The organism is Vibrio sp. 10N.239.312.D08 (genome assembly GCF_041466145.1).
In the GTDB taxonomy this organism is placed as follows: Bacteria; Pseudomonadota; Gammaproteobacteria; order Enterobacterales; family Vibrionaceae; genus Vibrio; species Vibrio crassostreae_C.
The window spans coordinates 1-20,254 of sequence record NZ_JBFSSD010000038.1; the positions used below are offsets into that span (position 1 = coordinate 1).

Here is a 20,254-nt window from a genome sequence, read left to right on the forward strand (position 1 = left end):
CTGAGCCCGTAGAGGACTTTCACCTCCTAGATCAACGCCATGCTCGGCGCACCATTAAAAAGGCCACTCGATTGAGTGGCCTTTTGTTTATTGGTTCAGAGTGCTTATAAGCGGTTGAGCGTTATAAACCTTGAACGCTCTTTGCGTTAGAAGCTATAAGCCTTACAGCCCATAGACATTGAACCCTATAAACCTTGTACGCTATAGACCTTGCACGTACTGAGCATTAGTTCGAACTTCAACAATCTGCTCTAGGTTCTGTTGTGAACCTTCAACGCCGTTCAGTAGCGCTTCGAAATGCTTGATAAGCTCAACTTTGTCTTTCACTTCTTTAGAACCTGCACCGATGTTGGTTAGGTCAATGAAGAACTCGTCGAACAGACCAGAGAAGTCAGTTACTGCGTCGTGGTTCAAGAACTGCTCGTGGTTGTAAATGCTTGGGTAGCCACCCTTCTGTTTATCAACCGCAAAAGAGATGCCTTTCACGTTGGTAATCGTGGTCGCTTTCTCACACTTCAACATACAACCTGCTTCGATGCTTGGCTTGTTACAACCCACGGTTCTTTGGAAGAAACACTGACGGCTGGTCATCATCAAGATTGGGTGGTAAATGCTGTAGAACAGTTTGAAGTTCTCTGGGCGACGAATATGACGAATCTGACCTTTGTTGATCTCGTTCGAAATGAATGCGCCTGCACAGTTCAGCTCTTCTTTCAGAGTAACCAGTGCGTGAGAGTTGGTCGTGTTCATGAACGGGCCTGCAACCCACTCAATACCCATCTCGTAAGCTTTGTAAGCAATACCCGTGTTGTTGGTTACGATGCGAGCTGGCTTGATCTCTTCAAGAATACGAACCGCTTCGTCGTAATCTTTACCGATCAATACCGCTGGGAACCAAGGAATCAAACGTGGGTTTGCTGCCAAGATGTCGATGTACTTGTTACAACGCTTCTTGAAGCTTTCTGGAAGTTTGAAGTAAACATCCGCGTCAGTCACGTCACACAGGTGTAAGTCTTCTACATCGGCGATAAGCATCGACATAGTCGGCTTCTCGTTCACTTTAGGGTGCTGAGGCAGTGCTGGCACTTCAACGTGCTTAATCACTTCCACAGAGCCGTTCAGAATGAAGTCGATCTCGTCTTTTAGGTCTGAAACTTCTTTTAGAGGAATCAACAAGCCTGCATCCACTTCACTGAAGTCGTGGCTTTCTAGCGTGTGAACTGCACTCTTCACGTTTTTGAAGCGCTTCTCAAGTAGCTCTTGAGTAATCGCCTTCTCTTCAACCGCTTTCAATAGCGATTTAGATTGAAGAGTAAAGTTCTCTTTTGGCGTGTTCACAGTCACCGTAAATGGTTGACCCACTTTTGCGCTGAACGACAGTGCTACTGGTGTCTTGCGAATATCAAGGAACTCGATCTTGTCACGCATTTCGTTACCAAGAACGTCTTTCGCTTGGTGAAGTTCGTTGGTCACTTCTTGAATCTGTACAACTGAGATTTCGTTGTTCTGCTCCGTCGCTTTTTCAACAGCGTAGTTCATGCTGTTGTCGCGCGGGTTATCGATGAACATGTCTTTCGTTAGGTTGCCCTTTAGGAAAGAGTTGGTGAAATCACGGTTGAATACTTTGTGCAGGTTCGAATCGTCTTCGATCAACAAACCACTTTCTACAAAGCTATCAATCTGTTTACGCCATGTGTCTACCACAGTGTAAACGTAGTGTGCGCCTTTAATACGGCCTTCTACTTTCAATGAGTCGACTTTCGCATCAACCAATTCAGGTAGGTCGTAGTAAGCTGAGTTATCTTTCAGGTTAAGTGGGAACTTGTTGCCCGCGTTGGTGATTTCGTACTCATCACGACACGCTTGGCTACAACGACCACGGTTACCTGAGTTACCCACACTTACTGAGCTTGAGTAACATTGACCAGAGAATGCGATACACAGAGCGCCGTGTACGAACACTTCGGTTAATACGTCGTGATCGTGTGCTACTTCCGTCAGCATCTTGATTTCAGGCAGGTTCAACTCACGAGACAAGTTAACGCGCGTCGCGCCAATCTTAGACAAGAACTTAATCTGACCTTCGTTGTGCGTAGTTAACTGAGTCGACGCGTGAACGTCTAACGATGGGAAATGCTTCTTAACCAGGTTGAATAAACCCAAGTCTTGAACAATGATGCCGTCCACTTTGGTGTTCACAAGCTGGTTCAGCAGTTTGGTGATGCTCTTAGTCTCGTGCTCCAGTAGCACAACGTTAAGAGTCAGGAACACTTCACAGCCGTATTCATGAGCAAGGCGAATCACACCATTCAATTCGTCTAACGACAGGTTAGAGGCTCTGTTACGAGCGTTGAATGTGTCTAAACCACAATAAACTGCATTAGCACCCGCTACGATGGCGGCTTTTATCGCTTCTACATCGCCACCTGGGGCTAATAACTCAATTTTTCTGCTCATTTTTGAAGTCGCTCACTTACTTATAATTTTTAAGCCGCGTATTCTACCCACATCACGATCTCTTTACCACCGTACAACACTTTTCAAACTAAATGACCTCAATAATGCCGAACGAATCCGATCTACCTATCCTTTATTCTTTACGCCGTTGCCCTTATGCAATGCGTGGACGAATGGGCATCGCACTATCACAGCAAAAAGTGTTACTTCGAGAAATCGTTACCAAAGACAAGCCTAGCGAACTATTGGCCAGTTCGCCAAAAGGAACAGTGCCTGTATTGGTGTTACCCAATGGGCAAGTCATTGAACAGAGCTTGGATGTGATGAACTGGTCACTTCAACAAAACGATCCTCAAGATCTTCTGCGTTCAAGCAATCCAACGCTTAGCGAACAAGTTCAGCAGCTCATTAAAACCAACGATGAAGAATTTATTGGCTATTTAGAAAAGTATCGTGCATCGGTTCGTTACCGAAACATCGATGTTGAACAACGCCGACAAGCCTGCGAAACCTTCATTAGTCAGCTGGAAGCGCGACTCACCGATCAGCCCTACTTTTTTGGAGAAACCCCAAGCTTGGCCGATTTTGCGGTGATGCCTTTTGTCAGCCAGTTTGTGCGAGTCGAAAAGAAGTGGTTTGTGAAATCGGAATATCAAAACGTAGGACGTTGGTTAAGAGCGCATCTCGAAAGTAAGCTCTACACCCAAGTAATGAAGCAATACCCTTTGTGGAATGAAACCAAGCACGATTGTCTTTTTGGTGGATAATGGTAATTCAAGGATAGAGAAAGCGTAGTAATCAAGATAAGTACGTGACACTGTATCTTCTTTGTAATGAGCAGATATTCAAAGGCTTAACTGGGTTTCCGTTGTCTCTTTACCGGTAACTACTGTCTCTTAACTGGCAAACACAGTCTAAGCTAAGCCTTTTGTTCATTTTAACCTGATCACTGAATCGCTATCGAAATCTCGACTTCAGTTTCACCTTTGTATAGTTCAAAATCTGTCGTGTAAGTTCTCACATGTGGGCAGTCAGCAGCGCTGAAATACGCCCACACTTCACCCCATAGATCGATGACTGCTTGAGGAAGTTCACCTTCAGCAGAAAACGTCAGATATTTGCCTGCTTCAATCTTGGTTTCAATAAGATTATTTAAGTCTTGATCCGTTAACGCATTAGCACACGCGATAACATCAAACTCACCCGTAAAATCAGACTCGTAATTAGTGTAGACACCGTACACTTTTGAATCCGGCGTCAGTTTGGGAAAAGCCTGATCAAAAAAGCCCTGCCACAATTGACCTATCTTCGCTTTAGTTGGGTCAACCTCATCCTGATTAGTGGTTCTTACTGAAAACCCATACGCCTTTACGGCTTCAATCGTTTCTACTTTCATTCGTTCTATTCCTAAGCCAATTGACGATCTAACTGTATTGAATCCAATGTTTTATAAGATAACGATGCTAATCTTGAATCTCTTTGTGTCCACATTTTTCACAGACAAGGTGACGAGAAAACTCATCCATTGACGCGACAAACGGGCCAAGGAACCAACCTTTTATCATGCCTGCCCAAAACTCACTTCGCTTTTGGTTAGGTTTGTCTGCAAACGCACTCGTCTTTCTGACCAACACAACAACATGTTGTGTCTCTTCTCTGCACGCGGTGCAATAGCATTGTTCTATGGTTCTATTCATTTGAAAGCCTATGACGTTTTGAATGAAACATGCTGAAAGTGAGGGTTGTCGACACAGACATCCAATGTCGCTATTTGAGTTAATACGACAAGTTGTTGCTCGCCTTGAGTACTGACTTTAATGCACTCTTCACGGCTGTCATTGCGCTGGGTATCTAACCCGACACATTCAATCTGCTCGCCAGACTTCAGCGTTAACTTGATTGGGTATCGGTGCATACACACAATTTCAATATAATCGTAATCGTTGCAACTAATCATAATACCCCTCCAATTCATCCACCACGCTAATGCGACACGCCATACTATGCAATATGCATATAATCAATAAGTTACTCGTATCACAATCGCATTGCCATAATCAGATTATTGAGTAATTTGTTAAATTTAATCTCGTTCTCACCATTCACATTTCATCTGTGAACGACAATTTAAGGCTTCAAGAATCCTTTCCAATAATGGTACAAACCACCAATGTCTGAAGAACACATTAGCGACATTGCGCCTTTGATTTGTTCTTCGCTCCATTCCCACCATTTCATTTCTAGCAACTGAGCGATTTCAGTCTCATTGAAACGATAACGGATATGGCGTGCTGGGTTTGAACCGACAATCGAGTATGGCGCGACATCTTTAGTCACAACCGCTCGACTTGCGATGATGGCTCCGTCACCAACCTTAACACCACTCATGATCATGGCTTCTGTACCAATCCACACATCGTTACCAATCACGGTATCACCAGAGCGTTCAAAGCCGTCTATCGCACCTTCAAACTTCTCATCGTCTTGATAGAAAAACGGGAAGGTACTCACCCACTGGTTTTGGTGGCCTTGGTTGCCCGCCATCATAAACACGGCGCCAGAACCAATCGAGCAGTAGCTGCCAATGATCAGCTTATCGATGTCGGTTCTATCCGGTAATAGGTAACGCGCACAGTCATCAAAGCTGTGGTTATGGTAGTAACCCGAGTAATAGCTGTGCTCGCCCACGATGATGTTTGGGTTGGTCACTTGTTCTTTGAGTGACTTTCCAACAAACGGGCTTTCAAAATAGTTTTTCATGGTTGTACTCTTAGTTTCGTTCTTTTAGTTAGGTACTTTTGTTGCGTGTTGATGGTTGTAACTTGTTTATATTAGTGTAAAGGCCAACGTGCCCTATCGACCGCCCGCAATATCAATAAATGAGCCGGTTACATAAGAAGCTTCGTCTGACAGTAACCACGCGATAGAGTTAGCGACCTCTTCTGGCGTGCCACCTCGTTGTAATGGTAACTGCGAAGCTAGTCTGTCTACGCGATCAGGCTCTCCGCCGTCTGCGTGCATTTCAGTGTAGATACAACCTGGCCTTACACCATTCACTCGGATATTGCGTGAAGCTAATTCAAGCGATAAGCCTTTGGTGAGTGAATCCATCGCACCTTTCGATGCTGCGTAATCCACATACTCAAACGGTGCGCCTGTGCGAGAAGCGGCAGACGATACATTCACAATCGACCCAGCACCATCGGCTTGTTTGATAAAGGCTTTACTGCATAAGAAACAGCTTGAGACATTCGATTTCATGACCTTTTCAAAGCGATCAATCTCGATGTCTTCTAGTGCAGATTGGGTAAATAAGATGCCAGCGTTATTGACCAAGTGGGTAATTGGCCCAAGCTTATGACGTGCAATTTCGAACAGGGACTTTACGTCAGATTCTACCGACACATCGGCACGCACACAGATAGCAGTACCGCCCTGATCGCGTATCTCATTCACCAGTTCATCAGCTCTTGATTCATTGTGTATGAAATTGACACACACCGCATAGCCTTGTTTTGCTAATAGCTTCGATGTAGCGGCACCAATGCCTCGGCTTCCGCCTGTGACGATTACGATTTTGTTCATGAAATCTCCTAACTCGCTGACTTTTATTTATCTGATTGTTGTTATGCACATACTCTATTGTGAGCTTGGTGTTCTTGTATTTGGTGTTCTCGCATTTAGCATAGTTACTTGAGTGATTCAGGGCTCGCTATCTGAACCCACTTTGCACGCCACTCTTGTGCAGCAAAGCCATCTGGCCAAAACTCAGTTTGCTTTTGGATTAAACCATCAACAATCGTGTGAAAGGTAATCACGCGATCGTTTAGTACGCTGTCCGTCACTGATACATCGGTCACGACGGTATCACCTTCGCAAACAATCGAGTTCAGCTCAAACTTCCAAACCCCATTCGCTGGATATTCAGAATTGATAGCTGTGAAGTTATCACGCCCTACCGTCAATTCAGACGACTGAGGCCAATACCCTTGAAAATCTTCCGCTAGCCATTCGGCCGCTTTGGCAAAGTCGTTGGTGCGCATTGCGTCCCAAAAACCTAATACCACGTCTTTTGATGTCATCTCTATTCCCTAATGTCTGTTTAAATCAGATAAGTGCCGATACTCTCAATCATACTTAAGTAGAAACCAAACAGCTTTTACTCACATCACTGCTTTATCAATTGCAATATATGCGTATAATCCCCGCTCCATTGCGCTATCGCCATTAAAAATAGCGCCATTCAACATTTTTAATGAGTACCCAATGTCGAAACTATTTTTCAAAGGCCGTATCGAAACAAGACAGAACCACGTTCTTGCTGGCTACAACGTAAACCGCGATGTAAAAGCGGGTACTGAAGAATCTCCAATCGCTGTAATGGTTCAAACTGAAGCGCGCAAAGCAGAAGTTGAAGCACTAGCCGCTGAAAATACTATCTTCGTTACTGTTACAGTCGACGCAGACAAAGAAGAGAACACCATCGAGCTTGATACTCTACTGAACAAGCCAAAAACGATGACGTTTGAAAAGACCCCTAACCGTAACGACCCATGTTCTTGCGGCAGCGGTAAGAAATACAAGAAGTGCTGTGCATAAGCGCTTTGACTTGAAGAATTTAAAAACGGACCGGTAGCAATATCGGTCCGTTTTTTTATACGCTAAGCAAGCTTATTCAGCGTAAGACAAATTATTAGGCGTCAGACAAACTGAAGCCACTAAATTTGGCGAAATTAGGCGTCGCCTTACTGCCACTGAACGTATAAAGCATCACACCCTGTTCACTGCCTACTAACGAATCAAACGTGATCACTTCCTGCCATTGTTGTTTTTCTAACGGGCGGAAATGAGCGCTGACTTTTCCGCCTTGTTTGACGAGCTTTACCGACACACTAGATTCACTAAACAACAGACGTTCCTTGATCTGTGGCTGACCATTTTGTTCTACAACGAACACCAATGAACGCTCGCCCATGAACATCTCTTTGCTCACTTTAATGTAGTTGTCGTTATCCCAGTAAATACCTAACCCAGCTTGTTCAAATGCGAGGTTTGGATCTAATTGAACCGTCACTTCTGTGCTGTAATCCGAGCTAGATACTGGATGAACGAAGATATTATCAACATCAGCTGAACCCGCACCAAAGATATTGCCCTCTTGCACTTGCATCGTCAGCACGCCGTTTTCCAAAGACCGATGTTCCGGATTTTCATTTCTGATTTGCCAGTTAACGAGGTTATTCATGTTATTAGTCCTTGCTGCTAGATCATGCGTTGACGGAGTTGGTAAAACACATTGTCGAGTTCATCGGGATTTTGCTTTTGAATGCGATTAAGCTCTCTTTGTACAGAATCGTACATAAGTTGGTTATCCATGTCTTTCAATGCGGCGTAGTAATGAATGCGACGTCCCAAGATAAAGTTATTCTGGTCATTCTCACTCATCATATTGAAACGGTCTATTGTCGCTAAGAACTTCGCTTTATCCTGTGGCAGCTGTCCGTTCAGTTCCATCAACAAATTAATACCGTGATAGTTACCATAGTTGCCCGTCACGCGGTTTAGTTTACTGATCAATTGATATTGTTCTTCAAGCATTTCACGTTCGCTAAGTGGCGTGAACTCTCCATTCTGCACCAGTTCATCCAATTCGGTTCCAGGCTTCACAGCAAGCGACAGAATGCGTATTTCATCTGGGTTGATTTGGTTAAGTAAGGCCGCCGTTTCTTCAACATGCTGCGCCGAATATTCTTTACCACCCAAGCCAAGGATAATGAAGGTCATCATCTTCATACCCGCTTGCTTCGCGTATTCGGTCGATTTCAAAATAGATTTCGGAGTAATACCTTTTTTCATCAATTTGAGAACATCAATAGAACCCGATTCCATACCGCAATAAAGCATGTTGAGCCCTGCATCACAGATGGCTTTCATCTCTTCAGGCGACTTCTTAGTCATGCTTTGCGCTCGTCCATAAGAGCTGATCTGCTTTAACTCTGGGAAGGCTTGTTTGAGTGTATTCAACACATCCAGCAAGTCTTCGGTATCCATAGTGAATGAATCACCGTCTTGCAGAAAACAGGTCTCAAATTTACGGTTCTTATAGAATGCTTTCGCAGCCCAAATGTCTTTCTTAATCTCTTCAACGGGACGAATTGCAAACTCCATCCCCTCAAACAGCGTACAGAATTTACATTTGTTCCAAGGACAACCTTGGGTGGTGCGAATCAATAAGCTATCCGCTTCTGAAGGTGGGCGAATATGCCCTTGTTGGAACTGATACTGTGTCATTTGAATGCCCAATAATTAACTATTCGCATAGACTACTAGAAGTTCATTCAATGAAAAACACGGTACAATTTGAATTATTATCAAATGAAAACGGATAATTAAAGAAGAAGAATGTTGAAGTATTAAGTAGGTTAAAGGCTAATCAAGGTTGTCCGGTGTACGTAAATTGGTTCCACACTTTGTACATTTATAGTCACCGTTTCCGCCACTTGAAGCTAACGACGATAAAATCATTCCAAGCAACCCTGGCTTCTTTTCATGTTGTGGCGCTTTTTCGGCTTGGTTACTGAACATAGTGTACTTGTGCAGTGTCAGTTCCTTACAGTTACTACAGAACGCTCTCGTCTTCTCACTTCCATACATAATATCTATCTCCTTAACTCAAAGCACAAACTAAACATATGGCAAATATGCCACACGTAGAGTTAAATCTAAATATTTTCATGAAGTTATGAGTAAGTAAGAGCGTTTTAAAGAAAAGTAAACTCTCGACTGTTAAGTGAAGTGTTGGTGAACAAAGTTATTCAATTCAGTCACGCTTCTGATGATGTAAACCTCTTTCTCTTTAGCGCGCAATTCTAACTGCGCTCTAAAGTCGTCATTCCAAAATTTAGGACACAGTTGTAGTGTCTTATAGCTTTGTATCGTGCCTTTTATCACTGAGCTTCCAGCAGGCCAGCCTTCAGGTTTAACAAATAAACCTTTGAGCATTCTCTTGGTTACAAACCAGTAGCTAGTTGAATAAGGAATGTCGATATAAACCAAGGTATCAGCTGCATCTAAACGTGTGTTGAACGAGCCTAGAGGGCCAAAACCATCGATGATCCAGCTTTCTGACTTAAGTATGCTCTCATGAGCCTCCTCAAATACTTCACGTTCAACAAACTCTCCGTTGGCCTTGTAAACAATAGAGTCCAACTGGTGAAGCTCTATCCCTGTAGCTAGTGCTAACGCCTTGCTGACTGTGGACTTTCCACTCCCAGGCTTACCAAAAACCGCGATCTTTTTCATATGACTTCCTCTATTCAGATAAAACCCATAAGACAGCGACAAAAAACCCACCTTACGGGTGGGTTCGATAAACAAAGCGCATCAACAATCCCACCATTCTTATGGAATGATGATAATTCGTTGGTTAGATGGCGCTAAATTCAGTTTCATAAAACTACTTTTATATATTGTTGCTTAGTTGTCAATGCAGCCAAACGTTGATTGGGAAGCTATATCCTCGTCAAGTCGCACCCATTAATAGTCTTAATGAGTGCTAATTGGTCTTGGTTATTTCGCTTTCTTTTTCGCCACTGTCGCTTCTGATAGCTTGCTTAGTACACCCGATACTTTCTTAACGACCTCGTCACAGCCATTGATCGCGTGACGCTCTACCAAGTAATTAGGATCGTTGTAAGACAACCATACTTTCTTATTTGAATCTTCAGTGACTAACACCTTCTGCGGTAAATCGATCGCGACTTCTTGAGCACATTGCATTAATGGTGTCCCTACTTTCGGGTTACCAAAGATGATGACTTCCGTTGGTCTCAATTCAAGATCGACCTTACTCGCGTTTTTCTGATGGTCAATTCGCGCAAACAATGTCAAACCTTTGCTTATAGCGAGTTCTTCAAAGCGGTCAGCGGTCTCTTTAACTGAGTAATTACTTTGGTATTTAATCAAACCATCAGAAGCCGCAGCTAAAAATGATGCAGAGAGTAAAATGGCGCATAGTGGTAGTAATTTTTTCATCGTCACCTCAGAGATTTAACCTAATCAAACTTACATTCATAGCGCCACTTCTAAAATCAGCGACGTAACCCATGTCAGTATAGACGCGATTCGATTCTCAGTTTGCAGAGAGGATCACTTTTCTAATGCGTCTTATTATCATCAGTTTAGGTTAACTCGACGCTAACCATTGGCTTTGAAGCTTGAATGTTTGGTCATCAAAATCAATAGTGCCTTGCACACCTAGTGGCGTGACTAGCATGGGATGGGTGTGACAACTGTCGAAGCCATACAGGATCGGGACATTTTTACCGTTCAGCACTTCAAGAAGTACATCGAGTGGTGTTCGCCCTGTCCCTTTGTCATCAAACAACTCATGTTTGCCGAGTACAATAGCGCCTACTTTATCGAATACTCCGCAAGCCAATAAGTGCGCGAATGAACGCTCGACCGCTTCAATGCCTTTTAGTGAATCTTCAATAAGCAGAATATCGCCAGACTGAATTTCTGGCATGTATTCGCTGCCCCAAATCCCGGCCATCGTACTCAGGTTGCCGCCAATCACGCGACCGCTTACTTGACCTCTTCCCATGAAGTGCCATTCGTTATTGTAAACTGGCTTTGCAGAGTCTTGAGTTTCCCAATCGTGTTTAATGTCCGTCCAACTCTCAGGCATCGTGTACTGATGTTGGCTTGAATCCGAGCATAAGATGTCAGTAAACGATTGGAAGGTTTCGTCGACTAATGGCGGGAACTCACCAAATGACGCAACAAGTGCAGGGCCATAAAAAGTCACCAATCCAGTTTTGGCGTAGATGCCTAACAGTAATGCTGTGGCATCTGAATAGCCGACGATGATCTTAGGGTCGTCTCTAAGGGCATCATAATCGATGTATGACAACAGTGAGTTACTGTTGTTACCACCAATGGTCGACATAATGCAGCGCACGTCAGGATCTCGAATGAGCTGATTGAGTTCTTCGGCTCGCGCTTGAATGGAACCAGAACGATACCCTTCTGACTCTCCAGTTAACAAACCTTCAACTAGAATGAAGCCCTGCTTTTCCAAATAACGTTTAGCACGAGCAAATCGATTAGGTGCAAAGACCGTTGCGGGCGATGACGGTGAGAAAAATCCGATTTTGTCACCAATATTTAAAGCTTTTGGGTATATCACTCGTTTGTCCTCTATAACAAAATTGGAATAATACGCCTGACTGAAACTCACTAATTCTTAAAGCAAACGAGTTCTTTAAGCGAGTTGATTTCGGGGTTAGAGCTCAAAAAATTAAGGTTGAATCAAATTTTCATCCCCAATCAGTGCCACGACTTAGTCCCACACTTTTCACACTGGTATTCGTAATCACTGTCGACATAAAAACCGGGAACATTATGGTCACCTTTAAACAATAACGTCATCAGGTACTCCATCAACACGCCTAGCTTCCATTGTTTCTTTTCAGATTCAGTGTCCGCTTTAGATTCAGCATCGGAAGCGTTAACAGCAAGGTGCGGGGTAAGTGCGTTACACTGTTCGCAGTGATAAGGATGTTTAATATACTTACTATCAAGCATTTATATAAGCCAACCAATATTTATAAAGTTGATGCATACTAGCAACTTATCACTCGGTTCTCGAACTTATTGTTGTCCACTAGATCTTTATTTGAAAGAAATGAGACACAAGGTAAGTGCCATGCATCTTGAATCAGTTGCCATCGAGATTTCCCTCATTGAACAGCTAAAGCTATTGTTACGCTTAGGTACGAAATTAACTTTTACTTTAATAGCTCTTTGTCCGCAGCACCTTCAAGCTGCACTTCTAGCTCTTTCCATAAGGCACGACTGCCTTTAGAAATACGCTCGCCATTGAAGGTCAGGACTTTGTCTTTGGATATGTTGTGCTTCTTCCAGCTATGACCACCACCATGGATGTTATGAAGCAAAGGCGGCACTCTATCGATCGCCTTACCAAATCTAGCTTCCGGTGACTCACCGGCTTCGAACTCAAGCCATAAATCCAAATACTCGCTTCTTGAATGGCTCGGCAATGATTTCAGCAAGCGCTCGACGCAGTTTCTCTCTTTGAGCTTGTTTTCTTCGGTTTCACTGGCATAAATGATGGTATCTCCCGCATCGATTTCCCCAAGGTCATGAATCAGCAACATCTTCATTACTCGGGTAATATCGATTTCTTCATTGGCATAGTCTTTCAACATAAGAGCGCTCAAACAGACGTGCCAACTGTGCTCGGCCGAGTTTTCATATCGGTCCAATCCAACTGGTTTCGTCTGTCGATGAACATCCTTTAATTGTTCAATTTCGACCATGAATTGCAGAATGCCTTTGATTTCTTCCACGATAAGCTTCCTTAACTTAAGTTGATGATTGAGCGGTGCGGAGGGTTAACCTAGCGACAAAGAAGCGTTACTCCCAATGAACCGACATTTTGTAATACGCAACACCCGATGGTTGTGGGCTAAGCTTATCTACCTGTTAGCCATAGGGTGTTCAGGATTTAACTGAAGCAGATCCCACAAGTTACCGTAAAGATCTTCAAACACAGCAACGGTGCCGTAGCCTTGCTCTTTAGGCTCTCGGACAAAGTTAATGCCCAAAGACGTCATACGTTCGTAATCACGCCAGAAGTCATCGGTGTTTAAGAATAGGAATACGCGTCCACCAGCTTGGTTGCCGATGAAATCGAGTTGCTCTGGCTTGGAAGCTCTAGCAAGTAACAGGCTCACACCGGTTGAATTTGGTGGAGCAACAACAACCCAGCGCTTATCTTCTTCTGGCAGATACGTGTCTTCGATGAGATCAAACTTAAGCTTGTTTACATAGAAATCAAGCGCTTCATCGTAGTCTTTTACCACGAGTGCAATGTGGACAATATTCTGTTTCATAACATACCTTGTTGGGGTTTTAGCTGCGTGGAATGATGCCATGAAGCAGGTAAAGACACTAGGTGTCGCATCATAAATCGTAGTATCTCGTCCGTCACAATCTAAAAGGTATACATCATTTATAACTGCCAGAATCCGAGCTCGACGCCACCTTGAATGACAATGGCACACATCCCGTGACGTGGTAACTCCATTGGCGGCACCGCAACTTCGGCGCCTAGTTTCTCGGCGGCATTTACTGCAGACTGAATATCCTCAACCAACGTGTAATGACGAACAGTTGGTTCTTCAGTTTCACGAAGCGGTGCTCGAATGCCAATTACCCCGCCATTAGATAGCTTTGCAGTGCGCGCCCCACCAAGGTTCACATCTGCACCACTGAATTTCACGTTGTAGAGCTGAGCGTATGTTGCACAAACGACATCGACCTCTGGGGTAACCACTTCAAGATATTGAACCTTCATCAAATTTCCTTCTCGTGTTCTTTAAGACTCTCAACCTGCATACAGCTGTGCAGGTGTTTCTCATCAATAATTTATTACTAAGCAATTCGACCGCGCATGATAAATTGCGGGCCTGCTGCGCCACCTAAATACTGTTGATTGATATCTTCGAAGCCGCCTTTCTTATAACAGTTGAATGCTGCCGGATTTTTGCAATTCACAGTTAAGTAAATCGACTCATACGCTGAGTAATTCGCTTTTAAATACGGAAACAAAGCCTTCACCGTGCCTGTTCCTAAACCTTTACCTTGCTGGTTTTTATCAAGCACAAAAGCTCTCAAGCCAATGCTTCCTTCAGGGCAGAATTCGTAGTGCTCTGCGTAAGCGATATCCAGCTTAAAGAAACCCACAACTTCGTTATCAGACTTAATCACGTGCAAGTGCGTCGTTTCACTGCCGTCTAATAAAAACTCTGCAGCTGTACCAGCGAACTTAACCTGTTCATCGGCGAGTTGGATGGCCTGAACTAACGCCACATGTGAATCTTCAAGCCTTTCGATAGTTATCATTGTTGTTCCTTCTGTATAACACGCACGAAAAACCGACTAGAGCTCATCGCTAGTGTCTCGAGAACCGTAGTTTGGGAAGTTGATATTAAGAACGTTATCGTCCTCAAGAGTGAATAGAACACTTCCATTCTCTACACCGGTTTCGTTTCTATCTGAACAGCCTAGAAACCGCTCCCAATCAAACGAATATTGAAGTCGGTATTGATTCGCATTGATGTGGAGAACGCCTTTGATTTTGATACCGTTCACCACATGTGCCATATCATCGATGTATGACAGATCAGGGATTAACTTTTCTTCGAAATCACTCTTATGCTCGGTTAAGAAATTGAGCAGTTCAGAACATAACTCGGAGCCATGAACCTATGGTTTAGACAGACTAGAAAACAACATTTCTAAATACTCCAAGGATTGTTTTGATATTGGGAAGATGCGCGCGAGTCTGTTACAAATTCAAGCTCAATCGGAAACCGTAACTTCAAATTCCGACACTACATTAGAGTTTTGGATGTGTTGATACCAACTTTTTACGTCTTCAACCAGCAAGTGCATCATGTAATTGTGACAGTGCGCAGGTTCATAAAAATTTTGCAGAAGGAACGCACAACTGCCGTGACGCAGATAGGCGATATCGTGAAATTCAGACATCACTTCGAAGCCGATTGACTGGTAAAAACGCTTGGATAAATCGAAGTCTTTCGCGGGTACAAAAGACTTAGTTTCTGAGACTTTGAGGTTTTCCATCCTACATCCTTATAGTGTTGATATTCTGCTCCTGACACGCTGAACGCTTTAAGTGGTTACGGCGTTTATTCCGAGCTCTTATTCATAGCCTTGCTGAAATGAGTCGACTTCGGCTTTAGTTAGATAACGCCACTGGCCTGCTTCAACATCTAAACGAACATCACCAATCTGTTCACGGTGTAGGCCAACAACTCGATTCCCTACCGCAGCAAACATTCGTTTCACTTGATGAAACTTGCCTTCAGTTATGGTCAACAGCACTTCTTTACTGGTAATCACTTCAAGCTCTGCCGGACGCGTCGGCTTTTGTTCGCCCTGCAATTGAATGCCCGCTTTGAACTTATCAGCAACATCGTCTTTGATATCTCGTGACAATGTCACGCGATAGACCTTCTTACATGACTTGGTGGGCAGCGTGATATTGAATGACCATCGCCCATCATCGGTAATCAAAACTAAGCCAGTAGTGTCTGCATCTAAGCGCCCTGCGATGTGCAGTTCTGATGCTTTGTCTATCTCGATGTATTTGAACAGTGAAGGATAAACTTCATCGACATTAGAGCAGATGGTACCCGCAGGCTTGTGCATCAGGAGGTAACGAAATTCACGCAACTTAAGCGGCGTGCCATTTAACAAGATGGTGTTGCTTTCATGAACCTGGGCTGACTCATCAGTAACTGTTTCACTGTTTACGTTCACCTCGCCATTATGGATGCGTTCAATCGCTTCAGGCTTGGTTAGGTCAGTGCTTTTACATAGGTATTTATCAAGGCGCATTAATCGTCGGCACCACATTTAGCACAAGGCTTGTAAGTTCGTTCACCTTGCTCGATAACCACATAGTCACCAACGCACTTGTCACATAAAGCGAGCTTTGGGTAAGCCTCTTTTTGTTTCTTTGCGTTAATGTTGCCTTCGGTGGTGTATACGGTTCTCATTTTGATGCCTTTGCTTGAATAACGTGAGAGGCGCAAATTGTATCACTGTTTACAGCTTTGATTGGAGTGGCGGTTCATAGATAAATTGATTTTAAGTACCGCTATTCCAAGTTCCCGCCCGTAACGGCTTAACCATGAACAACAAAATCAACGTGCCACGCCTATCAGTGGTAAAATGATAAAAGCTCACCAACTTATGAAGTCGATAATGAAAGATTGTAATCAATGCGGAAAATGCTGTATCAAATACGGAGATGGCGACCTTGCCGCGACTCAAGAAGAGATCGATTTGTGGGAGTTGTTCAACCCAGACATCTTTGAATATGTTCGAGGAAGCGAGATCTGGTTCGACCCTGAATCTGGCGAACGTTTAACTCGCTGCCCTTTTCTAGAGCTGGTTCCGACGAAAGACACCAAGGCTCAAGCCAAGTACACATGCAGCATTTACTTAGACCGACCAGAAGATTGCAGACACTATCCAAGCCTGATTAATGAGATGGTACGAGATGAGTGTGAAATGATTGAGGTGGTGGATTTGCAAGACACGAAGAAAGCTCAAAGGAAACTCGACCTATTGATGAAAGACAGCCGCCCTTCAAGCTATTCGTAAGCGATGATCTTTTGAAGATCAATCATCAGTATTAGCTAATAGCCGCTAAAACCTTAAGCCAAATACTGGTTCGCTTCTAACCAATCAAGCGCAACCAGTGCCGCCAATGAGCATACCGCTCTGTCGTTGCCATCAACAAACTTAAGCTCTTCAATTTCAGCATCTGGAGACAGTTCTCCAGTATAATCAGAAAGATAACAAGTCAATTGCACTGATACGCCTTCCGCTTTACCATCAGCTTGGCCAGTAAAGGTCTCTACGTATTTGATGGAATCTGGTACTAAATCTACGGAGATCTCTTCTTTGATTTCACGAACCAGTGCTTGCTCATCACTTTCGCCAGCTTCACGCTTACCACCCGGTAGGTAGAACAGTTCTTTGCCTTTTGATCTCACCATCAACAACTTGCCGTCTTTGATGAATATCCAAGCCAGCTTATCAATTACCTTATTCATGTTCTTAGACCTTGTTATTGTGTTTATTATTTTGGTTAGCACAACGTATCGCGCTAGGCGTATATTACATCCAGCAGTGAACATATTCTATTGAATCGAATTGGAGATATCATCGCCAAAACAAAAATAACAGCTTTCGAGACAATGCTCGTCTACTGTCATTGGCGTTGTTTAGGGATTGTTAGCTAGCTGTCCGCAGATAGAATCAATCGACTAGCCAATTAAGCGCAGAGTCATGGTCTTCGAATGACTTTATCTCACCCGACACAAACCAACTGCCGACTTTTGATGCCATTTCTTGCCAGCTTTTATCACCATATATCGCGATTTTGTCTATCTTCGAATTGAGCTCTAATCCAAGTTTAAAATCGTCCCAAGCAGCACGTAACTCCCAACCCGTTAAGGTGGAGATGTCGACCAGCATCTTGAGTTCAGATGAATCGAGTTCTTCTAGCGTGGTATTTAGAATTGGCATCATTGCTTGATAGTCATCGTGTGTAAGCTTGCCTTTCGCTTTAAACACAACGATGGTTTCACCGCTAACACGTTCAATTCCAACCGATATTCCATGACGTTCGATACTCATAACCTAGCCCTCATAGTAGAAACTAGAGTTAGCTTAGAGGATTAAACAGCAAAGAGATGAGAGGTTTACGTCAAAACGGACAAGCGCTTTATCTGAACTTAATATCAGAGAGTTAATCGCGCTACTCCAACAGTTCGCTTAGGGATTGAACTTGTACGATACCTGGATGCTGTGACTTAAGCTCAGCACCTTCCGTGTTCAACCACACCGCTTGCAAACCCGCTTCAAGTGCTGGGTAAATGTCTTTCTCTAGAGTGTCGCCTACCATGGTGATCTCTTGTGGTGAAACACCGAGCTTAGAAATAATGGCAGGATAGAACCCCGACTCGAACTTAGAAAAGCCAATGCTCGCCTTACAAAAGTAACCCAAGATATATTGAGACAGGCCAACACGCTCAAAGGCTCGAATGATGTCGTCTTTACTGGAATCACCAGCATTGGTAGCAACATAAACTAGATGAGTTTTCGACAACTCCCCCAGTAATGCACGAGCACCACTCACTTCTTGCACGGTTTCCCAGTCACACATCTTCCCTTGTGCGTCTGGGAAATCGACCATCAGCGTATTGCCCCAGTCGAATAAGACTATTTCTGTTAATTCGATTAGCTTTGTCATCTTGCCTCCTGCATACGATGAATTATCTAATGTTTAAGCGAGCCTATAAAAACTTCTCGGACGGTTAGGCTCATTATGGACAACCTTGTTACTGTTTATGGAGCACGATCTTCTAAACACAAAATACCCTTTATTGATAAACCACTTTGAAACGCTCCAACATAAGTAACATGTCTTCACTTGGTGAGATCTTGAGCTCTTCACATTCACGAGAGAAGAAGTTCCAGTGAGCTTCTTTCCACCATTCGAGTGTTTTGTCACCCTCGCCTTCGGCAGCAGCAAACTCCGCCGTCACTTCGTTATATTTGCACTGTGAGACTGAAGTGATCTCTACAATGCAAACTGGCTTGCCATCCCAGTCAGTGACGACTTGCAAGTGACCAACTACTGGTCTCGTCTCGCCTTCATGGCTGTACCAATATTCAAGGCTGCAAGACGCTTGTTTTTCACCCTTGAGAATTAACTGGGCGCAGAGGTTGGCGTTGTATTCATCAGCACAGTAATAGTCGGCACTAAAAGAGGTGTATTGCGAAGCAACGTCTGCTGGTAATGTGTTGAGGTAGCTATCAAGATAAGCTTTGCTTCTTTCTTCCATGATCTTTCCAAATTCAATATTAGGTTGAGCCGATAAAGACTTATAGAATAAGCATCTGGCTGCATTGGGAGTAACCTATCAAGTCAGGTTATTGCTGTAAACCGAGTGAATATCAAAATGTGGGCTGAGAAAGAAGAATATAGGTAGGATTTCGAGGCCAGTACAAGGAGAGCCAAAAAGTACATTTAGTGTGTGCTTTTGGCTCTGAATATCTCGTTAGTAGTCGCTCGTAATTGGCAGGATATTAACGGTTCAAGAAGTCGACCGCTTTGTCTGGGAAGTCAGTAAACACACCATCGACTTTGACTTGGTTGTAGAAGACATCCAACATGCCATCAAAGTTATCAGCATAAGCTGGGATTCTTCCTGGGTCGGCACGGAACGTGTATGGGTGAACGTCTAAGCCCGCGTCTTTTGCTGACTTCATTAACGGTTTAATGATGATGTTATCTTTGGTCGATGCATTGTCCACCAACATTGGCTTCCAAGGACCAATTCCTTCAGCATAACTCGCCACTTTTTCCATGCCACCAGCTTCAAACATCCAGTCGTAACTGTACGGCGTTGCTTTGTCGCCTTGGTAGGTCATGGTTTCATTCCAATCTGTATAGGCCATCAACTGAACGAGCTTAAGGTCCATTTCCATCGCTGGCATGAGCTCATCATTAATGCGTTGAAGTTCATTGGCGTCGAAACACTGCAAATACACTTTGTCGTCTTTCGATAGGTAACCATATTGATGCAAGGTCGCAAGTACCGCTTTGGAGATGTCTTTGCCTTCGTGACGATGGAACCAAGGTGCTTTAATTTCAGGATAGATGCCCACGTCATAACCTAAGGTCTTATTTAGGCCTTGGATCAGCTCGATTTCTTCTGCAAAGGTAGCGACACGAAAATCAGACTGCCACATTGGGAAGCGCGTTGGGTACCCTGCCACTCTGTTGCCTTGTTCATCTAACTTAAAGCCTTCGGTCACCTTTAATGATTTGATCTCAGCGAGCGTAAAATCAATCGCGTAGTAACGGCCATCTGAACGAGCACGTGTTGGAAAGCGATCCGCGACATCGGTGACTCGGTCTAGATAATGATCATGCAAAACCACCAATTGGTCGTCTTTGGTCATCACGACATCTTGTTCGATGTAGTCGGGTTTCATTGCATAAGCGAGCGCTTTAGCGGGTAATGTGTGTTCAGGTAAATAACCAGAAGCACCGCGATGCGCAATCACTAAAGGATCTGCTAATGCATTTGCAGATAAGCTTAGTGCTAATAAGGTCAGAGACAGTGACGTTGTTTTCATTATTGTTTCCCTTGATAAAACA

At 43.8% G+C, this 20,254-nt stretch carries 29 protein-coding genes and 1 pseudogene; 3 read left to right on the forward strand and 27 right to left on the reverse strand.

The features are described from left to right. Positions 1-201 precede the first annotated feature (201 nt). The gene (locus AB6D58_RS17935) at positions 202-2,457 is read right to left on the reverse strand and encodes a peptidase U32 family protein (protein WP_136982717.1); all 2,256 of its coding nucleotides are present in this window, start codon (positions 2,455-2,457) and stop codon (positions 202-204) included. A gap of 104 nt (positions 2,458-2,561) precedes the next feature. On the opposite strand from AB6D58_RS17935, the gene AB6D58_RS17940 reads away from it, so the two are divergent. Then, positions 2,562-3,224, forward strand: coding sequence for a glutathione S-transferase (locus AB6D58_RS17940; protein WP_136982718.1), 663 nt, complete (start codon positions 2,562-2,564; stop codon positions 3,222-3,224). Between the two features lie 179 nt (positions 3,225-3,403). Here AB6D58_RS17940 and AB6D58_RS17945 read toward each other — a convergent pair whose 3' ends face one another. The 6 genes from AB6D58_RS17945 to AB6D58_RS17970 all read right to left on the reverse strand — a co-directional run bounded on the left by AB6D58_RS17945 (position 3,404) and on the right by AB6D58_RS17970 (position 6,539). Further along, positions 3,404-3,853 (reverse strand): GyrI-like domain-containing protein, encoded by a 450-nt coding sequence (locus AB6D58_RS17945; RefSeq protein ID WP_136982719.1) that lies wholly within the window; start codon positions 3,851-3,853, stop codon positions 3,404-3,406. Between the two features lie 67 nt (positions 3,854-3,920). After that, positions 3,921-4,154, reverse strand: a complete 234-nt coding sequence (locus tag AB6D58_RS17950; RefSeq protein ID WP_017068340.1) for a hypothetical protein — start codon at positions 4,152-4,154, stop codon at positions 3,921-3,923. A gap of 8 nt (positions 4,155-4,162) precedes the next feature. Further along, positions 4,163-4,414, reverse strand: coding sequence for a Rho-binding antiterminator (locus tag AB6D58_RS17955; protein ID WP_017068339.1), 252 nt, complete (start codon positions 4,412-4,414; stop codon positions 4,163-4,165). Between the two features lie 170 nt (positions 4,415-4,584). Continuing rightward, positions 4,585-5,217, reverse strand: a complete 633-nt coding sequence (gene catB / locus AB6D58_RS17960; protein ID WP_017063920.1) for a type B chloramphenicol O-acetyltransferase — start codon at positions 5,215-5,217, stop codon at positions 4,585-4,587. A gap of 93 nt (positions 5,218-5,310) precedes the next feature. After that, the gene (locus AB6D58_RS17965; protein ID WP_136982720.1) at positions 5,311-6,042 is read right to left on the reverse strand and encodes an SDR family oxidoreductase; all 732 of its coding nucleotides are present in this window, start codon (positions 6,040-6,042) and stop codon (positions 5,311-5,313) included. A 104-nt stretch (positions 6,043-6,146) separates the two neighbouring features. Then, complete coding sequence (locus AB6D58_RS17970) at positions 6,147-6,539, reverse strand: nuclear transport factor 2 family protein (RefSeq protein ID WP_136982721.1); 393 nt, start codon at positions 6,537-6,539, stop codon at positions 6,147-6,149. Between the two features lie 184 nt (positions 6,540-6,723). On the opposite strand from AB6D58_RS17970, the gene AB6D58_RS17975 reads away from it, so the two are divergent. Continuing rightward, positions 6,724-7,056, forward strand: a complete 333-nt coding sequence (locus tag AB6D58_RS17975) for a PBPRA1643 family SWIM/SEC-C metal-binding motif protein (RefSeq protein WP_017068336.1) — start codon at positions 6,724-6,726, stop codon at positions 7,054-7,056. Positions 7,057-7,150: 94 nt separating this feature from the next. Here the strand turns inward: AB6D58_RS17975 and AB6D58_RS17980 are convergent, their stop codons facing one another. The 15 genes and pseudogenes from AB6D58_RS17980 to AB6D58_RS18050 all read right to left on the reverse strand — a co-directional run bounded on the left by AB6D58_RS17980 (position 7,151) and on the right by AB6D58_RS18050 (position 16,070). Beyond that, the gene (locus AB6D58_RS17980; RefSeq protein WP_017061809.1) at positions 7,151-7,702 is read right to left on the reverse strand and encodes a DUF1349 domain-containing protein; all 552 of its coding nucleotides are present in this window, start codon (positions 7,700-7,702) and stop codon (positions 7,151-7,153) included. A 17-nt stretch (positions 7,703-7,719) separates the two neighbouring features. Beyond that, positions 7,720-8,748 (reverse strand): radical SAM protein, encoded by a 1,029-nt coding sequence (locus AB6D58_RS17985; protein WP_017061808.1) that lies wholly within the window; start codon positions 8,746-8,748, stop codon positions 7,720-7,722. A 138-nt stretch (positions 8,749-8,886) separates the two neighbouring features. Then, positions 8,887-9,111, reverse strand: coding sequence for a hypothetical protein (locus tag AB6D58_RS17990; RefSeq protein ID WP_017061807.1), 225 nt, complete (start codon positions 9,109-9,111; stop codon positions 8,887-8,889). Between the two features lie 132 nt (positions 9,112-9,243). Continuing rightward, entirely contained in the window at positions 9,244-9,759 is a 516-nt protein-coding gene (locus tag AB6D58_RS17995; protein WP_136978486.1) for an adenylate kinase, read from the reverse strand. Between the two features lie 267 nt (positions 9,760-10,026). Continuing rightward, the gene (locus AB6D58_RS18000; RefSeq protein WP_017061805.1) at positions 10,027-10,491 is read right to left on the reverse strand and encodes a DUF302 domain-containing protein; all 465 of its coding nucleotides are present in this window, start codon (positions 10,489-10,491) and stop codon (positions 10,027-10,029) included. 151 nt (positions 10,492-10,642) lie between these two features. Beyond that, a complete protein-coding gene (locus tag AB6D58_RS18005; RefSeq protein WP_017061804.1) occupies positions 10,643-11,647 on the reverse strand; it encodes a S66 peptidase family protein in 1,005 nt (334 codons plus the stop codon). A gap of 140 nt (positions 11,648-11,787) precedes the next feature. After that, positions 11,788-12,045, reverse strand: a complete 258-nt coding sequence (locus tag AB6D58_RS18010) for a hypothetical protein (protein ID WP_372074083.1) — start codon at positions 12,043-12,045, stop codon at positions 11,788-11,790. A 203-nt stretch (positions 12,046-12,248) separates the two neighbouring features. Continuing rightward, complete coding sequence (locus tag AB6D58_RS18015) at positions 12,249-12,830, reverse strand: HD domain-containing protein (protein WP_372157936.1); 582 nt, start codon at positions 12,828-12,830, stop codon at positions 12,249-12,251. Positions 12,831-12,959: 129 nt separating this feature from the next. Then, positions 12,960-13,376: a VOC family protein gene (locus tag AB6D58_RS18020; protein ID WP_017061801.1), complete on the reverse strand. Its 417-nt coding sequence runs from the start codon at positions 13,374-13,376 to the stop codon at positions 12,960-12,962. 119 nt (positions 13,377-13,495) lie between these two features. Beyond that, complete coding sequence (locus AB6D58_RS18025) at positions 13,496-13,840, reverse strand: VOC family protein (protein ID WP_050649969.1); 345 nt, start codon at positions 13,838-13,840, stop codon at positions 13,496-13,498. Positions 13,841-13,917: 77 nt separating this feature from the next. Next, a complete protein-coding gene (locus tag AB6D58_RS18030; protein ID WP_017070703.1) occupies positions 13,918-14,388 on the reverse strand; it encodes a GNAT family N-acetyltransferase in 471 nt (156 codons plus the stop codon). 36 nt (positions 14,389-14,424) lie between these two features. Further along, entirely contained in the window at positions 14,425-14,724 is a 300-nt protein-coding gene (locus AB6D58_RS18035; RefSeq protein WP_372074120.1) for a hypothetical protein, read from the reverse strand. A gap of 126 nt (positions 14,725-14,850) precedes the next feature. Further along, positions 14,851-15,132 (reverse strand): annotated as a pseudogene (locus tag AB6D58_RS18040) (glyoxalase); the annotation flags it as partial. Positions 15,133-15,210: 78 nt separating this feature from the next. Then, positions 15,211-15,909: a pseudouridine synthase gene (locus tag AB6D58_RS18045; RefSeq protein WP_372157939.1), complete on the reverse strand. Its 699-nt coding sequence runs from the start codon at positions 15,907-15,909 to the stop codon at positions 15,211-15,213. Next, complete coding sequence (locus tag AB6D58_RS18050) at positions 15,909-16,070, reverse strand: hypothetical protein (RefSeq protein ID WP_017059212.1); 162 nt, start codon at positions 16,068-16,070, stop codon at positions 15,909-15,911. Before AB6D58_RS18050 ends, AB6D58_RS18045 begins: the two co-directional genes overlap by 1 nt. A 208-nt stretch (positions 16,071-16,278) precedes the next feature. Here AB6D58_RS18050 and AB6D58_RS18055 point away from each other — a divergent pair, with 208 nt between their 5' ends. Then, complete coding sequence (locus AB6D58_RS18055; protein WP_017065706.1) at positions 16,279-16,680, forward strand: YkgJ family cysteine cluster protein; 402 nt, start codon at positions 16,279-16,281, stop codon at positions 16,678-16,680. Positions 16,681-16,733: 53 nt separating this feature from the next. Here the strand turns inward: AB6D58_RS18055 and AB6D58_RS18060 are convergent, their stop codons facing one another. The 5 genes from AB6D58_RS18060 to glpQ form a co-directional block, all read right to left on the reverse strand. Beyond that, a complete protein-coding gene (locus tag AB6D58_RS18060; RefSeq protein ID WP_372157941.1) occupies positions 16,734-17,135 on the reverse strand; it encodes an NUDIX domain-containing protein in 402 nt (133 codons plus the stop codon). A gap of 205 nt (positions 17,136-17,340) precedes the next feature. Further along, entirely contained in the window at positions 17,341-17,721 is a 381-nt protein-coding gene (locus tag AB6D58_RS18065) for an STAS/SEC14 domain-containing protein (RefSeq protein ID WP_372157943.1), read from the reverse strand. A gap of 121 nt (positions 17,722-17,842) precedes the next feature. After that, positions 17,843-18,337, reverse strand: a complete 495-nt coding sequence (locus AB6D58_RS18070; RefSeq protein ID WP_136982728.1) for an HAD family hydrolase — start codon at positions 18,335-18,337, stop codon at positions 17,843-17,845. Positions 18,338-18,467: 130 nt separating this feature from the next. Continuing rightward, positions 18,468-18,932, reverse strand: coding sequence for an ASCH domain-containing protein (locus AB6D58_RS18075; RefSeq protein WP_017059207.1), 465 nt, complete (start codon positions 18,930-18,932; stop codon positions 18,468-18,470). A gap of 244 nt (positions 18,933-19,176) precedes the next feature. After that, positions 19,177-20,232: a glycerophosphodiester phosphodiesterase gene (gene glpQ, locus AB6D58_RS18080; RefSeq protein WP_102393697.1), complete on the reverse strand. Its 1,056-nt coding sequence runs from the start codon at positions 20,230-20,232 to the stop codon at positions 19,177-19,179. Between the last annotated feature and the right edge of the window lie 22 nt (positions 20,233-20,254).

What these genes read in the sequence shown, in the direction of transcription:
- catB (WP_017063920.1), bottom strand. Translation starts at nt 5,217, where the DNA reads ATGAAAAACTATTTTGAAAGCCCGTTTGTTGGAAAGTCACTCAAAGAA.
- AB6D58_RS17940 (WP_136982718.1), top strand. Translation starts at nt 2,562, where the DNA reads ATGCCGAACGAATCCGATCTACCTATCCTTTATTCTTTACGCCGTTGC.
- AB6D58_RS17950 (WP_017068340.1), bottom strand. Translation starts at nt 4,154, where the DNA reads ATGAATAGAACCATAGAACAATGCTATTGCACCGCGTGCAGAGAAGAG.
- AB6D58_RS18070 (WP_136982728.1), bottom strand. Translation starts at nt 18,337, where the DNA reads ATGACAAAGCTAATCGAATTAACAGAAATAGTCTTATTCGACTGGGGC.
- AB6D58_RS17985 (WP_017061808.1), bottom strand. Translation starts at nt 8,748, where the DNA reads ATGACACAGTATCAGTTCCAACAAGGGCATATTCGCCCACCTTCAGAA.
- AB6D58_RS18075 (WP_017059207.1), bottom strand. Translation starts at nt 18,932, where the DNA reads ATGGAAGAAAGAAGCAAAGCTTATCTTGATAGCTACCTCAACACATTA.
- AB6D58_RS17970 (WP_136982721.1), bottom strand. Translation starts at nt 6,539, where the DNA reads ATGACATCAAAAGACGTGGTATTAGGTTTTTGGGACGCAATGCGCACC.
- AB6D58_RS17955 (WP_017068339.1), bottom strand. Translation starts at nt 4,414, where the DNA reads ATGATTAGTTGCAACGATTACGATTATATTGAAATTGTGTGTATGCAC.
- AB6D58_RS18030 (WP_017070703.1), bottom strand. Translation starts at nt 14,388, where the DNA reads ATGATAACTATCGAAAGGCTTGAAGATTCACATGTGGCGTTAGTTCAG.
- AB6D58_RS17945 (WP_136982719.1), bottom strand. Translation starts at nt 3,853, where the DNA reads ATGAAAGTAGAAACGATTGAAGCCGTAAAGGCGTATGGGTTTTCAGTA.
- AB6D58_RS18060 (WP_372157941.1), bottom strand. Translation starts at nt 17,135, where the DNA reads ATGAATAAGGTAATTGATAAGCTGGCTTGGATATTCATCAAAGACGGC.
- AB6D58_RS18055 (WP_017065706.1), top strand. Translation starts at nt 16,279, where the DNA reads ATGAAAGATTGTAATCAATGCGGAAAATGCTGTATCAAATACGGAGAT.
- AB6D58_RS17965 (WP_136982720.1), bottom strand. Translation starts at nt 6,042, where the DNA reads ATGAACAAAATCGTAATCGTCACAGGCGGAAGCCGAGGCATTGGTGCC.
- AB6D58_RS18050 (WP_017059212.1), bottom strand. Translation starts at nt 16,070, where the DNA reads ATGAGAACCGTATACACCACCGAAGGCAACATTAACGCAAAGAAACAA.
- AB6D58_RS18025 (WP_050649969.1), bottom strand. Translation starts at nt 13,840, where the DNA reads ATGAAGGTTCAATATCTTGAAGTGGTTACCCCAGAGGTCGATGTCGTT.
- glpQ (WP_102393697.1), bottom strand. Translation starts at nt 20,232, where the DNA reads ATGAAAACAACGTCACTGTCTCTGACCTTATTAGCACTAAGCTTATCT.
- AB6D58_RS17990 (WP_017061807.1), bottom strand. Translation starts at nt 9,111, where the DNA reads ATGTATGGAAGTGAGAAGACGAGAGCGTTCTGTAGTAACTGTAAGGAA.
- AB6D58_RS17980 (WP_017061809.1), bottom strand. Translation starts at nt 7,702, where the DNA reads ATGAATAACCTCGTTAACTGGCAAATCAGAAATGAAAATCCGGAACAT.
- AB6D58_RS17935 (WP_136982717.1), bottom strand. Translation starts at nt 2,457, where the DNA reads ATGAGCAGAAAAATTGAGTTATTAGCCCCAGGTGGCGATGTAGAAGCG.
- AB6D58_RS17975 (WP_017068336.1), top strand. Translation starts at nt 6,724, where the DNA reads ATGTCGAAACTATTTTTCAAAGGCCGTATCGAAACAAGACAGAACCAC.
- AB6D58_RS17995 (WP_136978486.1), bottom strand. Translation starts at nt 9,759, where the DNA reads ATGAAAAAGATCGCGGTTTTTGGTAAGCCTGGGAGTGGAAAGTCCACA.
- AB6D58_RS18020 (WP_017061801.1), bottom strand. Translation starts at nt 13,376, where the DNA reads ATGAAACAGAATATTGTCCACATTGCACTCGTGGTAAAAGACTACGAT.
- AB6D58_RS18045 (WP_372157939.1), bottom strand. Translation starts at nt 15,909, where the DNA reads ATGCGCCTTGATAAATACCTATGTAAAAGCACTGACCTAACCAAGCCT.
- AB6D58_RS18010 (WP_372074083.1), bottom strand. Translation starts at nt 12,045, where the DNA reads ATGCTTGATAGTAAGTATATTAAACATCCTTATCACTGCGAACAGTGT.
- AB6D58_RS18065 (WP_372157943.1), bottom strand. Translation starts at nt 17,721, where the DNA reads ATGAGTATCGAACGTCATGGAATATCGGTTGGAATTGAACGTGTTAGC.
- AB6D58_RS18000 (WP_017061805.1), bottom strand. Translation starts at nt 10,491, where the DNA reads ATGAAAAAATTACTACCACTATGCGCCATTTTACTCTCTGCATCATTT.